The organism is Mycobacterium sp. IEC1808, assembly GCF_002101935.1.
Taxonomy (GTDB): Bacteria; Actinomycetota; Actinomycetes; order Mycobacteriales; family Mycobacteriaceae; genus Mycobacterium.
Genome location: NZ_LQPV01000020.1, coordinates 44,153 through 57,564, shown reverse-complemented (window position 1 = coordinate 57,564; position 13,412 = coordinate 44,153). Strand labels below are relative to the sequence as shown.

Genomic DNA, 13,412 nt, shown 5'->3' with positions numbered 1-13,412 from the left:
CATTGTGGTGCATGAGGCAGGATGGCTTGGTGGCCAGTCTCGCGCAGTGGGTCTCGGGTGCCCGGCCCCGCACGCTGCCCAACGCGGTGGCGCCGGTGGTGGCGGGCACGGGCGCCGCGGCGTGGCTGGGGTCCGCGGTGTGGTGGAAGGCGGTGCTGGCGCTGGCCGTCGCGCTGGCGCTGATCGTCGGCGTGAACTACGCCAACGACTACTCCGACGGCATCCGCGGCACCGACGACGAGCGCGCCGGCCCGGTCCGGTTGGTGGGCTCGCGGTTGGCCGCCCCGCGCGCGGTGCTGACCGCGGCGGTGACGAGCCTGTCGCTGGGTGCGGTCGCCGGGCTGGTGCTGGCGCTGCTGAGCGCGCCGTGGCTGATCGCGGTCGGCGCGGCCTGCATCGCCGGCGCGTGGCTGTACACCGGCGGCTCAAAGCCGTACGGCTACGCGGGGTTTGGCGAGGTCGCGGTGTTCGTGTTCTTCGGCCTGGTTGCCGTGCTGGGCACCGAGTACACCCAGGCGTTGCGGGTGGACTGGGTCGGGGCGGTGCTGGCGGTAGCCATCGGGGCGATGTCGTCCTCGGTGCTGGTGGCCAACAACCTGCGCGACATCCCCACCGACGCACAGTCCGGCAAGATCACCCTGGCGGTGCGCCTGGGCGATGCCCGCACCCGGATCCTTTACCAGGCCCTGATGGCGACCGCGGGGGTCGCGACGCTGGTGCTGATGGCGGCGACGCCGGGGTGCGCCGTGGGATTGGTCGCCACGCCGCTCGCCCTGCGCGCGCTCGCCCCGGTGCGCTCCGGCCGCGGCGGGCGCGAGCTGATTCCGGTGCTGCGGGACACGGGGTTGGCGATGGTGGTGTGGGCGTTCGCGGTGGCAAGCGCGTTGGCCCTCGCGCACTGAGTGTGCATTCAGGGTCTTGAGTGTGAACCGACGGCGGGATCCGGGCGATTTTTTCGCCCCGGATGCACGCGCGACGCCGTCGATGCACACGCAAACGAGGGGAGGCTAAGCGTCCGGCGCGTCCGGCTCCGGCCGCGGCGCCTCCTCGCCACGCAGCCGGGCCTGCAGCTCTTCGCGTTCGCGGCGCCGGCGTTCGCCGGCTATCGCGAGCGACGCGGTAGCGCGACGGCGCAGCGGGCCGAACACCCAGATGCCCAATGGCATCGCGATGATCAGAGCGAACAACACCGCGACCACGACAGGGAACTGGGCGATCCCCAGCAATCGCGCGAGCCCGTAGATCGCGCCGCTCAGCGCCGCGACCAGCGCCAGCCGCGCCGCGGCGTAGAGCAAAACGTCGACGACCACCCGATTGCGCGGGCGCTCGTCGGTGCTGCTGTGGCTGGGCCGTTCTGGCACACCCCGAGCCTACGGCCCGCGTATATTCGCTCGGAGGAGGTGTTGAGTGCTCTACCTGCTACTCGTTCTGATCCTGGGAACGCTGATCTACGTTGGCTGGCGCGCGGCGCGGTCACAGGCCCGGCCGAAGACCCGCGTCATCGGGCCCGACGACGATCCTGACTTCTTGCGGCGGTTAGGCCACGGGGATAACCCCCGCTAGTCCCTCCTAAACCAGACCCGGGTTGCGCTGGTCACCGGGGAACCCGTCGGCCACGACGGCGGCCAGCTCGGTGAGCGCTTCGCGGGTGCCGCGCCGCAGCCGGTCCAGGTCGATCTCGGCGCCCTCCTCGAGGTGCGGGTCGAACGGGATCAGCCGCACCGCCCGGCAGCGGCGCGAGAAGTGGTCGACCACCTTGTTCATGTCGACCTTGCCGGTGCGTGGGCGCACCGCGTTGATGACCGCGATCGAATTGCGGACCAGCTCCTCGTGCCCGTGGGCGTCCAGCCAGTCCAGCGTCGCCGAGGCGCTGCGCGCGCCGTCGATCGACCCCGACGCGACGACCAGCAACACGTCGGCCTTTTCCAGCACCGACGACATCACCGAGTGCAGCAGCCCGGGTCCGCAGTCGGTGAGCACCAGGCCGTAGAACCGCTCCAGGATCTCCAGCACCCGGCTGTAGTCCTCGGCGCCGAACGCGTCGGAGATCGCGGGGTCAGTTTCCGACGCCAGCACCTCCAGGCCGCTCGGGCCCTTCGAGGTGTACCGGCGGACGTCGCTGTAGCGCTCGATGGCTCCGGCGTCGTGCAGCAGTTGGCGCACCGTCGCCGCCGTCTCCAGCGGGATCTTCTGGCTCAGCGTGCCCCGGTCGGGGTTGGCGTCGACGGCCACCACGCGGTCCCCGCGGATGGACGCGAACGTCGACCCCAGCGTCGCGGTGATCGTGGTCTTGCCGACGCCGCCCTTCAGCGACAGCAGCGCGATCCGGTAGCAACCCCGCAAGGGCCGGTTGACCTGCGCCACCAGGTTGTTGTGACGCTGGGCCCGCGGGCTCTCGCCCAGGTTGATCAGGTGACCGGACAGGTCGTAGATCACCCGCCGCCAACCCTCGGATGGCGGCGGTTTGACCGGCCGCAACAGCATCCCGGTTGACAGCTCCGGATACGGCGTGTGCGGCAGGTGCTCGGGCCGGTACGGGGGCGCCTGCGCCTCGGCCGGTGGCGCCTCAGATGGCCCGTTGTAATAGGCCCCGAACGCGGTCGGGTCGACGCGCGGGATCCCGGTCACCGGTGTGGGATCCCAGGGCGGCATGCCGCCGGGCGCCGGGCCGGGCGCGGTGGGGGCGGCCGCCTGCCGCCGCTCGGGTCCGGGGACCCGCCGCTCGGTGCGGAATCCGGCGAACGCGCGGGTGGGCGCCTCGTCGCCCGGTTCCGCCGGCTGCTGTGGCGGCGCTTCGGGGGGCGGCTGCGTGGTCGGCTCGGGCGCACCCACGCCGGTGGTTGGATGGTCGGACACGTGCACTCCCCCTGTTGTGTGTTACTCGGGTCGGTTGCTGACTGTCATCCCACGCCTGCATACGAATGCAGGCCCACGGTCACCAGGTTAACGAAGAACAAATTGAAGATCATGGCGACGAAACCCGCGACGTTGATCCAGGCCGCCTTCCTGTCCCGCCATCCGGCCGTCGACCGGGCGTGCAGATAGGCCGCGTATACCACCCACGCGACGAACGAAACCGTCTCCTTGGGGTCCCAGCCCCAATACCTGCCCCAGGCCTCTTCGGCCCAGATCGCGCCGAAGATGACCCCGAAACCGAACACCGGGAACGCGAAGATCGTGGTGCGGTAGGCGACGCGGTCCAGGGTCTGGCCGTCGGGAAGGCGCCGGACCATCCGGGCCAGCGCGCCGTCGGCCCGTTCGTTTTGCGGATCACCCAGCCGCGACGTGCGCAGCAGGAACAGGATGCTGGCGATGCCCGCGACCATGAACACCCCGGAGCCCAGGCTGACCACCGACACGTGGATCGGCAACCAGTAGGACTGCAGCGCGGGCATCACCGGGGCGGCGTTGGTGTAGAGCCAGCGCCCGGAAACGGTCAGCAGGATCAGGATCGGCAGCAGCAGGAAGACCCACAGCGGGCGGTACTGGGGGCGGCGCAACACGACCGCCCCGGCGACCAGGCCACAGAAGCACGTCAGGTTGATGAACTCGTACATGTTGCCCCACGGCACACGCACGGTGGCCAGGCCGCGCAACACGATGCAGGCCAGCAACAGCCCGATGCCGAGGTAGACCACGGCCAGCCCGGCCCGCCCGACCCGCTCGTCGAACGGCCGCGCGTCGGCGTCCTCCACGATGCCGGGGACCGAGCTGTCGGCCGCGACCGAGCCGGCCAGTACCGCCGCGCGCTGATCGGCGCGCCGGGCGCCGACGTAGGCCAGCTCCACGGCCAGCAGCAGCAGCGCGACGACAAGGGCCACGATCGCCGAGGTGAACGCCCAGTCGGAGTAGCGCGCCAGCGTGACGTTCACGTGCAGCGTGTTCATTTGACGTCCACCTGAGAACTCCTTACGGACCCGGCGGTGTCGGGCTCGCCCAGCCCGTGCAACAACCGCTCGGTCAACCGCTCGAACTCGTCGCCCCACCCGGAGTTGTCGGTGCGCGCCAGCCCGCCCAGTTCGACGTTCACCGTACCGGCCGCCGGGCGGAGCCTGACCCACACCCTGCGGCGGCGCACCAGCAGCGACACCACCAGCCCGCCCATCATCGTGACCGCGAAGACGAGCACCCAGGCCTGGCCGGGGTCGTGGGAGACCTGCAGGTTGACGAACGGCACGGCGCCGTCGAAGCGGACGACGGTGCCGGCCGCCGGGCCCGCGTCAAGCCGGACCTCCTGGCCGGCGCGCAGGTTGACCCGTTTCTCCTTGGTCAGCCGCCCCTGCTCGATCAGCCGGGGGTCCAGCGTGAACAACGACTGCGGCCGCCCGGTGTCCAGGCCGGTGTCGCCGCGGTAGATGTCGACGGCGACGGCCGGGGCGTTCAGCGCCGGGAACCGCGACGACAGCAGAGTGCCCTCGAGCTGCTCGGTCGGCGCCAACAGGCCCTGGATGGCGATCTCGTGCTGGCGGCGCTCGGCCGCGTTGGGATAGCTGCCGGCGGGCGGGTCGATGCGCGCCACCCCCGACGACAGCAGGGTCTGCGGGTTGTCGGGTCGCCATTGCACGGTCGACGTGCGCGACCGCCCGTCCGGGAAGGTCACGGTGAACGTGGGCGCGTAGCCGTGGCCCTGCAGGTATACCCGGTCGCCGCCGACGCGCAGCGGGTGGTTGACCTCCAGCAGGTAGTGCCGCCAGCTGTTGGCGGCCAAGTCGCCGCCGTTCTGGTAGTCGATGTCCGCGGCGAACGAGGTGGCCTGCCCCGACGGCAGGTAGTGCGCCTGAAAGTCGTTGACCCGGATGCAGATTGGGTGCAGCGACGTGCCGTCGACGGTGTTGCCGGCGCGGAACGAGTCGAACGCCGCCGGCGAGGCCGAGCAGAAGCCGGGGCCGCCGTCGGCGATGACGATGACGTTGCCCTCGTAGCCGAACAGCTTGCCGACGGCCACGGCGACCAGCAGGCCCAGCAACGAGAAGTGGAAGACGATGTTGCCGAACTCGCGCAGGTAGCCCTTCTCAGCCGAGACCTCGACGACCTCGCCCTCGTGCCGGATCGCCGTGCGCCAGCCGCGCAGTCGGCCGGCGATGGTGTTCGCCAGGGCGTTGAGATCCGCCGCGTCGCCGGCGATTTCGGCGCTGGCGTGCTTGGGCAGCCGGGCCAGGTTTCGCGGGGCGGCCACCGGGGTGGCGCGCAGGCTGCGGGCGTGCTCGATCATCCGTGGGGTCAGGCAACCGACCAGGGACACGAACAGCAGCACATAGATGGCGGTGAACCAGAAGCTGGAGAACACGTCGAAGGCCTGCAGCCGGTTCAGCCAGGGCCCGATCACGCGGTGGGTGGCCAGGTACTCGTCGACCTTGCCGGCGTTGAGGCTGCGCTGCGGCAACAGCGCGCCGGGTATCGCGCCCAGCGCGAGCAGGAACAGCAGCACCAGCGCGGTGCCCATCGAGGTCAGCGCGCGCCAGGTGTTGCGGGCCGTGGCGCGAAGGGTCACGAGCAGACGCAAAAGCCCCCCAAAAGGCCCAATTTCGGGGGCTTTTGCGTCTGTTCGCGCCGTCAAATCGGCAGCCTCACGTCGGAGACGAACGCGTCGCGCAGCCAGGAGACGAAGTCATTCCACACGCCGGTGACCAGCAGGGCGCCGACGGCGATCAGCAGCGCGCCGCCGAAGATCTGGATGGCCCGGGTGTGCCGTCGCAGCCAGCCCAGCGCCCCGACTGCCCCCGCCGAGCCGAACGCCAGCAGCACGAACGGGATGCCCAGCCCCAGGCAGTAGGCGATCACCAGCGCGACCCCGCGCGCGACGTTCGCGCCGTCGGCGGCCGACGCGACCGTGATCACCCCGGTCAGCGTGGGCCCCAGGCACGGCGTCCAGCCGAGCGCGAACACCGCGCCGAGCACGGGCGCCCCAGCGACCGTGGTCAGCTGTCGCGGGCTGAACCGGGCCTGGCGCTGCAGCGCCGGGATCAGGCCCACGAACACCAGGCCCATCACGATGGTCAGCACGCCGCCGACGCGCTGCAGCAGCAGCTGGTTGGTGATCAGCGCGGTGGTCATGCCGAGGACGGCGACGGTCCCGAGGACGAACACCGTGGTGAACCCGGCGACGAACAGCGCGGCGGAGCCGGCGACCCGCCACCGGGCGGCGGGCGGCGCCTTGATGGCGCCGGGCGGCGGCTGCTCGTCCACCCCGACGACCGCGGCCAGGTAGGACAGGTAGCCGGGGACCAGCGGGACCACGCACGGCGAGGCGAACGACACCAGCCCGGCCAGCAGGCACACGCCGAGCGCCAGCAGCAGCGGCCCGGCGGCGGCGATCTGGGCGAAGCCGGTCACTGCCCGGCCACCCGCTGCACCACGGGCTGCAGATCCTGGGCCAGCAGCTCCCGCAGAAAGACGGCGGCGACCCGGTGCTCGCGGTCCAGCACCAGCGTGGACGGAATGACGGTGGTCGGGTACCGGCCGCCGAACGCGATCAGGGTGCGCATCGCCGGATCGTAGATGGAGGGGTAGCTGACGTGGTGATCGTCGACGAAGTCCAGGGCCGCCTGCCGGTTGTTGTCCCGGACGTCGATGCCCAGGAAGGAAACCCCGGCGCCGCGGGTGGCGTCATACACCTGCTGCAGCTGGGCGACCTCGGCCCGGCACGGCCCGCACCACTGCCCCCAGATGTTGACGACGACGACGCGGCCGGCGAACGTCGGGTCGTCCAGCGACAGGGTGTGCGCCGCGTCGGCCAGGTCCGGCCCGGACAGCGGCCCCGGGCGGCCGCGGCTGGACGGCGGGTCGTAGTAGATGTCGGTCTTGCCGCCGGGCGAGACGAATTCGAAGGTGCCGCCCTGCGCCACGGCGTCGCGACCGGTGCAGCCGGCCAGCAAAATGGCCACCGCTGCCCCGGCCATCGCCAGCCGCCGCACACTCATGGCGCCGCTGGCTGGAAGTACTCGATGTCGACCAGGCGATCGCCGTCGTAGACCAGGGTCGTCACCGAGGCGAGCCCGCATTCGCGTCGCCGCGGGTCGTGCCAGAGCCGCTTGCCGCTCAGGTGCAGCCGCAGCGTCCACACCGGCAGCTGGTGGCTGACGCACACCACCTCCTGCCCGGTGGCGCGGGCGCGCGCCTTGTCCACCGCGGTCGTCATGCGGGCCGCGATCTCGGTGTAGGGCTCGCCCCAGGACGGGGTGAACGGGTTGCGCAGCTGCCACCAGAACCGCGGGTCGCGCCAGGCGCCGTCGCCCGGGCCGACGCGGCGGCCCTCGAAGAAGTTGAGCGATTCGATCAGGTCGGGGTCGGTGTCCACGGCGAGGCCGTGCTTGGCGGCGATGGGCGCGGCGGTCTCCTGCGCCCGCTGCAGCGGGGAGGCGATGACGGCGGCGACGTCGCGGTCGGCCAGCGCCTCGGCGACCGCGTCGGCCTGCGCCCGTCCCCTCTCGGACAGGTGGAATCCGGGCAGCCGGCCGTAGAGGACGCCGGTGGGGTTGTGCACCTCGCCGTGGCGCACCACGTGGACTTTGGTCTGTTCGGCCATCAGGGCCTGTCCTCCTGTGCGGCCGCGCGGGCCGCGAGGGCCAGCCCGGCCGAGATCCGGTCGAATGCGTCGTCGTCGAGGGCCGTGGAGACGAACCACGCCTCGAAGGCGCTGCACGGCGGGTAGACGCCCGCGTCCAGGAGGGCGTGGAAGAACGGCGGGTAACGCCAGGTCTCGCTGGCCCGCGCGGCGGCGAAGTCGGTCACCGGTGTTTCGGAGAAGAACACGCTGAGCATGTTCCCGGCCCGCGGAACCTGGTGCGGCACACCGGCTTTCGTCAGCGCCTCGGACAGCAGCCCGGCCAGCCGATCGGCGTTGGCGTCCAGTGCTGCATAGGCCGCGTCGTCGGCGACGCGCAGGGTGGCCAGCCCGGCGGCCACCGCCACCGGATTCCCCGACAGCGTGCCGGCCTGATACACCGGACCCAGCGGCGCCAGCCGCTCCATCACTTCGGCCCGCCCGCCGAACGCGGCGGCCGGCAGCCCGCCGCTCATCACCTTGCCGAAGGTGAACAGGTCGGCGGCGACGGGATCGATTCCGTACCAACCACTTCGGCTGACCCGGAACCCCGTCATCACCTCGTCGACGATCAGCAGCGCCCCGTGCTCGGCGGTGATCGCGCGCAGCGCCGCGTTGTAGCCCGGCCCCGGCGGGACGACGCCCATGTTGCCGGGGCTGGCCTCGGTGATCACGGCGGCGATCTGGTCGCCGAACCGGGCGAACGTCTCCGTGACGGCGTCAATGTCGTTGTAGGGCAACACGATTGTGTCGGCCGCGGCCGCACCGGTCACCCCGGGCGAGGACGGCAGGCCCAGCGTCGCGACGCCGGAACCGGCGTCGGCGAGCAACGCGTCGACATGGCCGTGGTAGCAGCCGGAGAACTTTACGATCTTGGCCCGCCCGGTGAACCCGCGGGCCAGCCGGACGGCGCTCATCGTGGCCTCGGTGCCGGAGTTCACCAACCGGATCCGCTCGACCGGCGCCACCCGCCCGATGATCTCGGCGGCCAGCTGGCTCTCGGCCGGCGTCGGCGCCCCGAACGACAGGCCCGAGGCGGCGGCCGTGGCGACGGCGTCGACGACGGCGGGGTGGGCGTGGCCGAGGATCATCGGGCCCCAGGAGCACACCAGGTCGACGTAGCGGTTGCCGTCGGCGTCGGTGAGCCAGTAGCCCTTGGCCTCGGTGATGAAGCGCGGCGTGCCGCCCACGGCGGTGAACGCGCGCACCGGGGAGTTCACCCCGCCGGGGATGACGGCGCAGGCGTCGGAGAACAGCCGCGCCGACGCCGCCACGCCGCTTCTCGCGGTCGCGGCATGGGCGGTCGCCTGGTCACTGGTAGCCATGCCGACCAGTGTCCCAGCCTCGGCCGATCGTTCAACTACAGGGTGTAGCAGAGCGCCGGTTATCAGGCGTCCTGCTGGTCGGCTTGCTGGGCGGCCCGCAGCTCGCGGCGGGCGGCTTCGCGTTCCTTTTCCGCCGCGCGCCGGTGGGCGGCCACGTCGCCGAGGCCCTCCTCGACCGCGAGTTCCTCGACCGCGGCGGCGCGTTCGTGGGCGGCGCCGGCCTCGTAGTGGCGCGACACCGCGCGTTCACGGGCCGCCTGGTCCCGCTCGTGGGCGCGGTCGGCGCGCTCGGCGGCGCGCTTCACGTCGTCCTCGGTGACGGCCTTGCGGGCGGCGAGTTCGGCCTCCCTGCGCAGCAGCTCCTGGGCGCGCTCTGCGGCCTCGTCACCCGGGGAGTCGGCCATGACGCGACACTACGCTTGCGCTGGTGACACGGCACACGGCCGTCGAGGTCGCCCGGGCCCGGGTGGAAGGCGTCCGCGACGATCCGCACGCCCGCCTCGCGCTGATGCGGGAGCTCTACGAAGTCCCGGCGCGGGTGGACCGCGGACACCTGCCGTATCGGCAGGCGGCGTCGGCCTTCATGGGGTGGCAGCTGCGGCGCGGGCTGCTCAACCCGGCCGAGGGGCCGTCCCCGGGGAGCCCGTGGTGGCGCGCGATGAACGAGCGCCTACTCCGCGACGGATGGGAGGCGCGCGCCCTGGCCTTCGGCCATCCCGGCGTGCCGAGCTCTCCGGCCGTCGCCGCGACGCTCGAGTTCATCCGGCGGCCCTCCGCCCAGCGTTGGTACCGGGCGCACAATGTCAGCGTCGTGAGCGCGTACCTGGAGAACCTGCACCTCGCCGCGCGCGAGTCCCGCGTCGAGCGTTTCTTCATCAACCTCGTGCTGATGCGGGTCCTGTACGCCCACGCCCTGGTCGCCTCCCCGCGCCTCGCGCTCGGCTGGCTGGCCGTCGCCGGCCGGCCGCTCGGCGACCCGCGCCTGGGCATGACCGGGATATTCCTGTCGCTTTCCCGGGTGCTGCCCGATCGCTACCCGCTGGGCGAGGACCTCGCGCCCTACTTGCGGGCCGAGCACGGAGTAGGGCACCTGCTCGATGTCGGGGTCATCCAACCGCGACTCGAACTGCTCTACGACTGGTCCGCACGCGAGCTGGCCATCCCCGGCCTGCGACGGCTGCTGGACGGCCAAACCCCTTGTTACGCATGGCCGGCACACGATCAGCAGCCCTGGCGGCCGCCCCCGTCCCGCCCGGCCAGGCTGGCGCGCGCGCTGCTGCCCGCGACACGCCGCATGCCTTGATGCGGGGCGGGGTGGGCGAGTTGGATGGACGGCATGGAACTTCCACAGGGGCTCGCGCGCTTCAACCGGCACGTCACCAACCCAATCCAGCGGATGTGGGCGGGCTGGGCGCCTTCCTTCGCCATCATCGAGCACGTCGGCCGCCGCTCCGGAAAGCCTTATCGCACACCGGTGAACGCGTTCACTACCACCGTCGATGGCAAACCCGGCGTGGCGGTCCTGCTGAGCTACGGCCCCGACCGCGACTGGTTGAAGAACCTCAAAGCCGCGGGGAGTGGGCGGATGCGCCGCCACGGCAAAACCTTCGGCATCGCCGACCCGCAGGTGGTCACCAAGGCCGAGGCGGCCACGCACGTAACGAGCAGGGCGCGGCCGATCTTCTCCCGTATACCGTTCGAGCAAGCGGTGTTGTTCACGAAGACCGACTGACCCGGCCGCGGGCCCGGGCCGCGAAATACACCGCGACCACCACCGCCCACGACAGCAGGCTGAGCCAGAGCTGGCTGCGCGCCGAGCGGTCGAACGCCATTTGCACCAGCACGGCGGTGATCCCGGCGAGGGTGAGGATGGACAGCACCGGGAAGAACCACATCTTGATCCGCAGCTTTTCGTCGGGCGTCCGGCGCCGTAGGACGATCTGCGACAGCGCGATCAACCAGTAGACGAACAGGATGACCGCGCCCGACGAGTTGAGCAGGAACAGAAAGACGGTGCCGGGCGCGATCCAGGCCATCAGGACGCAGCCGAAGCCGATCGCCGACGAGCACAGGATCGCGATGTGGGGGACGCCGCGCCGGCTGAGCCTGACCAGCCGGGCCGGGGCCTCGCGCCGGTCGGCGAGCACGAATAGCATCCGTGACGCCGTGTACAAGCCCGAGTTAAGGCAGGACAGCACCGCGGTGAGCACCACGGCGTTCATCACCTGATCCGCGCCCCGCAGGCCCATGTGTTTGAGCGCCGCAACGTACGGGGAGGCGCCCAGCTCCACCGAATTCCACGGCAGGATCACCACGAGCAGGAAGACCGAGCCGACGAAGAAGATCCCGATGCGCGCCACCACCGACCTCGTCGCCCGCTGGACCGCCAGCTCGGGGTCGCGGCTCTCGGCTGCGGCGACGGTGACGATCTCGGCGCCGACCATGGAGAAGATCACCACCACGATGGCCGCGAAGACCGCCGCGACGCCCTTCGGGAAGAACCCGCCGTGCGCCGTGAGGTTGGAGAAATCGGCGTGGTGATGGCCGGGCAGCAGGCCCAGCACGAACACCGCGCCGACGGCGAGAAAGATCGCGATCGTGGCGACTTTGATTCCGGCGAACCAGAATTCGAATTCACCGAACGACGACACCGAGAACAGGTTCGTCGCGGTCATCAGCACCATCAGGCACAGCGAGAGCAGCCACAGCGGCGCGTGGAACCAGTAGCCCAGGACCTTGCCGCCGGCGACCGCCTCGAACCCGACCACGATCACCCAGAAGTACCAATACAGCCAGGCCACCGAGAACCCCGCCCAGCCGCCGAGGGCCTGCGCCGCGTAGTCGGCGAACGACCCCGTCGACGGGTTGGCGGCGGCCATCTCCCCCAGCATCCGCATCACCAGCACGATCAGCAGGCCGCACAGCGCGTACGTCAGGAACGCGGCGGGCCCGGTGTCCTTGATCACCACGCCCGACCCGACGAACAACCCGGCGCCGATCACGCCGCCCAGGGCGATCATGCTGAGCTGACGCTGCGATAGCCCTTGGCGCAGTTGGGTGGTGCCGGCCACGGTTAACCACATCACATCGGCGGACGGGCCGCGACCGGTTGCGGCGCCGAGACTGCGCGCAGATCGCGAATTTTGCGAAAATCACGCGCTCACCGCAGTCTCGATGCGGGGGGACGCCGAGTCCGGTCAGCTCACAGGTACAAATCCCGTTCGCGGATCCTGGCCGTGGCGATCACGCTGATGAAGGCCGTGGCCACCAAATACCCGCACGCCAGCCACGGCGCCTTCCTGTCGGCGGCGATCAGCGCGGTCAGGATCATCGGGGTCACGCCGGAGGCGTACACGCCGGAGAACTGGTAGACGAACGACAGCCCGGTGTAGCGGGTGGCGGTGGGATACAGCGCCGAGTACAGGGTGCCCTGCGCGCCGTAGAACAGCGCGTGCACGACACCGAACACGACTACCATCGCGAGCCCGAACAGCAGCAGGTTCCTGGTGCCGAACAGCGCGAAGGCGGGGAACGCCAACAGGCCGTAGCACACCACGCCAACCAGATACACCCGCCGCGGCCCGAACCGGTCGGTCAGGATTCCCGACACCGGCAGCAGCACCGCCATCAGCAGGGCGGCGACGGTCACGACGACCAGGACCGACACCTTGTTGAACCCCAACGCGCCGGTCGCGTAGCTGATCGCGAAGACACCCCAGGTGTTGAAGGCCGAGCCCTCGGCCCACCGCGACAACAGCCCCAGCACGGTGTTGCGCCGGGATCGGGGTTCGCGGACGATCTCGCGGATGGGCACGGTGGACGTGGCCTCGAGGTCGGCCAGCTCGCGAAACGCCGGCGTCTCCTCCACCCGCAAGCGGACCACGATGCCGATCGCGACCAGCACCAGGCTCAGCAGGAACCCGATCCGCCAGCCGTAGGCCAGGAACCGGCTGGGGCCCAATGCGATCTGCAGAAACGCGAAAATGCCGGTGCCCAACGCCAATCCGAGCGCCAGGCCGACCTGCGGAATGGCGCCGAAGCGGCCGCGGCGGTCCGCGGGGCTGTGCTCGACGGCGAGCAGCACCGCGCCGGCCCACTCCCCGCCGAGCGCGAACCCCTGCAGGATGCGCAGCGTCAGCAGCAGCACCGGCGCCCAGGCCCCGATCTGGGCGGCGGTCGGCAGGACCCCGATCAGCGCCGTGGCGACGCCCATGATCAGCATCGTCAGCGCCAGGCTGCGCTTGCGACCGATTCGGTCCCCGATGTGCCCGAACACCAGGCCACCGATCGGTCGCATGACGAACCCGACCGCGAACGTCGCGAACGCCAGAAGCGTTCCCACCAACGAGGTTTCGTTGGGGAAGAACACCTTGCTGAACACCAGGCCCGCCGCGGTGGCGTACAGGAAGAAGTCGTACCACTCCACGGTGGTGCCCAGCAGGCTGGCGGCGACCACGATGCGCAGCCGGCGGCGGCGTTCGGCGTCGGATTCCTGGTGACCTTGCGGCGCGGCGACGCCCGCGTCGGGCAGCGTGGTTGCCATG

Annotated in this window: 15 protein-coding genes; 4 read left to right on the top strand and 11 right to left on the bottom strand. The window is 71.1% G+C overall.

The window, feature by feature from the left end; all coding sequences use genetic code 11:
* Positions 1-29: 29 nt before the first annotated feature.
* Positions 30-902 carry a 1,4-dihydroxy-2-naphthoate polyprenyltransferase gene (locus AWB92_RS13385; RefSeq protein ID WP_085186308.1) on the top strand — a complete coding sequence of 291 codons (873 nt, stop codon included), beginning with the start codon at positions 30-32 and terminating at the stop codon, positions 900-902.
* 105 nt (positions 903-1,007) lie between these two features.
* Here the strand turns inward: AWB92_RS13385 and AWB92_RS13380 are convergent, their stop codons facing one another.
* Complete coding sequence (locus AWB92_RS13380) at positions 1,008-1,361, bottom strand: DUF4229 domain-containing protein (RefSeq protein WP_085186230.1); 354 nt, start codon at positions 1,359-1,361, stop codon at positions 1,008-1,010.
* Between the two features lie 46 nt (positions 1,362-1,407).
* Here AWB92_RS13380 and AWB92_RS29385 point away from each other — a divergent pair, with 46 nt between their 5' ends.
* The gene (locus tag AWB92_RS29385; protein ID WP_142282082.1) at positions 1,408-1,563 is read left to right on the top strand and encodes a hypothetical protein; all 156 of its coding nucleotides are present in this window, start codon (positions 1,408-1,410) and stop codon (positions 1,561-1,563) included.
* Positions 1,564-1,569: 6 nt separating this feature from the next.
* On the opposite strand, the gene AWB92_RS13375 is transcribed toward AWB92_RS29385, so the two are convergent.
* The 8 genes from AWB92_RS13375 to AWB92_RS13340 all read right to left on the bottom strand — a co-directional run bounded on the left by AWB92_RS13375 (position 1,570) and on the right by AWB92_RS13340 (position 9,272).
* Entirely contained in the window at positions 1,570-2,856 is a 1,287-nt protein-coding gene (locus tag AWB92_RS13375; RefSeq protein ID WP_085186306.1) for a MinD/ParA family protein, read from the bottom strand.
* Between the two features lie 44 nt (positions 2,857-2,900).
* A complete protein-coding gene (gene ccsB / locus AWB92_RS13370) occupies positions 2,901-3,887 on the bottom strand; it encodes a c-type cytochrome biogenesis protein CcsB (RefSeq protein ID WP_085186228.1) in 987 nt (328 codons plus the stop codon).
* Entirely contained in the window at positions 3,884-5,443 is a 1,560-nt protein-coding gene (locus AWB92_RS13365) for a cytochrome c biogenesis protein ResB (protein ID WP_085186304.1), read from the bottom strand. The genes ccsB and AWB92_RS13365 overlap by 4 nt, the downstream gene beginning before the upstream one ends.
* Positions 5,444-5,553: 110 nt before the next feature.
* Positions 5,554-6,333 (bottom strand): cytochrome c biogenesis CcdA family protein, encoded by a 780-nt coding sequence (locus tag AWB92_RS13360; RefSeq protein ID WP_085186226.1) that lies wholly within the window; start codon positions 6,331-6,333, stop codon positions 5,554-5,556.
* A complete protein-coding gene (locus AWB92_RS13355; protein ID WP_173817415.1) occupies positions 6,330-6,920 on the bottom strand; it encodes a TlpA disulfide reductase family protein in 591 nt (196 codons plus the stop codon). The genes AWB92_RS13360 and AWB92_RS13355 overlap by 4 nt, the downstream gene beginning before the upstream one ends.
* Positions 6,917-7,525 carry a histidine phosphatase family protein gene (locus AWB92_RS13350; RefSeq protein WP_085186224.1) on the bottom strand — a complete coding sequence of 203 codons (609 nt, stop codon included), beginning with the start codon at positions 7,523-7,525 and terminating at the stop codon, positions 6,917-6,919. Before AWB92_RS13350 ends, AWB92_RS13355 begins: the two co-directional genes overlap by 4 nt.
* Positions 7,525-8,868 carry a glutamate-1-semialdehyde 2,1-aminomutase gene (hemL, locus tag AWB92_RS13345; protein WP_085186222.1) on the bottom strand — a complete coding sequence of 448 codons (1,344 nt, stop codon included), beginning with the start codon at positions 8,866-8,868 and terminating at the stop codon, positions 7,525-7,527. Before hemL ends, AWB92_RS13350 begins: the two co-directional genes overlap by 1 nt.
* 62 nt (positions 8,869-8,930) lie before the next feature.
* Positions 8,931-9,272: a hypothetical protein gene (locus AWB92_RS13340; RefSeq protein WP_068181635.1), complete on the bottom strand. Its 342-nt coding sequence runs from the start codon at positions 9,270-9,272 to the stop codon at positions 8,931-8,933.
* Between the two features lie 23 nt (positions 9,273-9,295).
* Between AWB92_RS13340 and AWB92_RS13335 the strand changes: the two genes are divergently transcribed.
* Both AWB92_RS13335 and AWB92_RS13330 read left to right on the top strand, forming a co-directional pair.
* Positions 9,296-10,171 (top strand): hypothetical protein, encoded by an 876-nt coding sequence (locus tag AWB92_RS13335; RefSeq protein ID WP_241523445.1) that lies wholly within the window; start codon positions 9,296-9,298, stop codon positions 10,169-10,171.
* Positions 10,172-10,204: 33 nt separating this feature from the next.
* Positions 10,205-10,600 (top strand): nitroreductase family deazaflavin-dependent oxidoreductase, encoded by a 396-nt coding sequence (locus AWB92_RS13330; RefSeq protein WP_085186300.1) that lies wholly within the window; start codon positions 10,205-10,207, stop codon positions 10,598-10,600.
* On the opposite strand, the gene AWB92_RS13325 is transcribed toward AWB92_RS13330, so the two are convergent.
* Together AWB92_RS13325 and AWB92_RS13320 are read right to left on the bottom strand one after the other, a co-directional pair.
* Positions 10,584-11,939: an amino acid permease gene (locus AWB92_RS13325; RefSeq protein ID WP_085186298.1), complete on the bottom strand. Its 1,356-nt coding sequence runs from the start codon at positions 11,937-11,939 to the stop codon at positions 10,584-10,586. The two genes, AWB92_RS13330 and AWB92_RS13325, sit on opposite strands and share 17 nt — an antisense overlap.
* Before the next feature lie 131 nt (positions 11,940-12,070).
* Positions 12,071-13,411, bottom strand: a complete 1,341-nt coding sequence (locus AWB92_RS13320; protein ID WP_085186218.1) for an MFS transporter — start codon at positions 13,409-13,411, stop codon at positions 12,071-12,073.
* Position 13,412 lies beyond the last annotated feature (1 nt).

Bases quoted from the DNA above. Each gene is read 5' to 3' on its own strand.
- AWB92_RS13365 (WP_085186304.1), bottom strand. From the start codon at position 5,443: ATGGGCACCGCGCTGGTGCTGCTGTTCCTGCTCGCGCTGGGCGCGATA.
- AWB92_RS13350 (WP_085186224.1), bottom strand. From the start codon at position 7,525: ATGGCCGAACAGACCAAAGTCCACGTGGTGCGCCACGGCGAGGTGCAC.
- AWB92_RS13340 (WP_068181635.1), bottom strand. From the start codon at position 9,272: ATGGCCGACTCCCCGGGTGACGAGGCCGCAGAGCGCGCCCAGGAGCTG.
- AWB92_RS13320 (WP_085186218.1), bottom strand. From the start codon at position 13,411: ATGGCAACCACGCTGCCCGACGCGGGCGTCGCCGCGCCGCAAGGTCAC.
- ccsB (WP_085186228.1), bottom strand. From the start codon at position 3,887: ATGAACACGCTGCACGTGAACGTCACGCTGGCGCGCTACTCCGACTGG.
- AWB92_RS13355 (WP_173817415.1), bottom strand. From the start codon at position 6,920: ATGAGTGTGCGGCGGCTGGCGATGGCCGGGGCAGCGGTGGCCATTTTG.
- AWB92_RS13330 (WP_085186300.1), top strand. From the start codon at position 10,205: ATGGAACTTCCACAGGGGCTCGCGCGCTTCAACCGGCACGTCACCAAC.
- hemL (WP_085186222.1), bottom strand. From the start codon at position 8,868: ATGGCTACCAGTGACCAGGCGACCGCCCATGCCGCGACCGCGAGAAGC.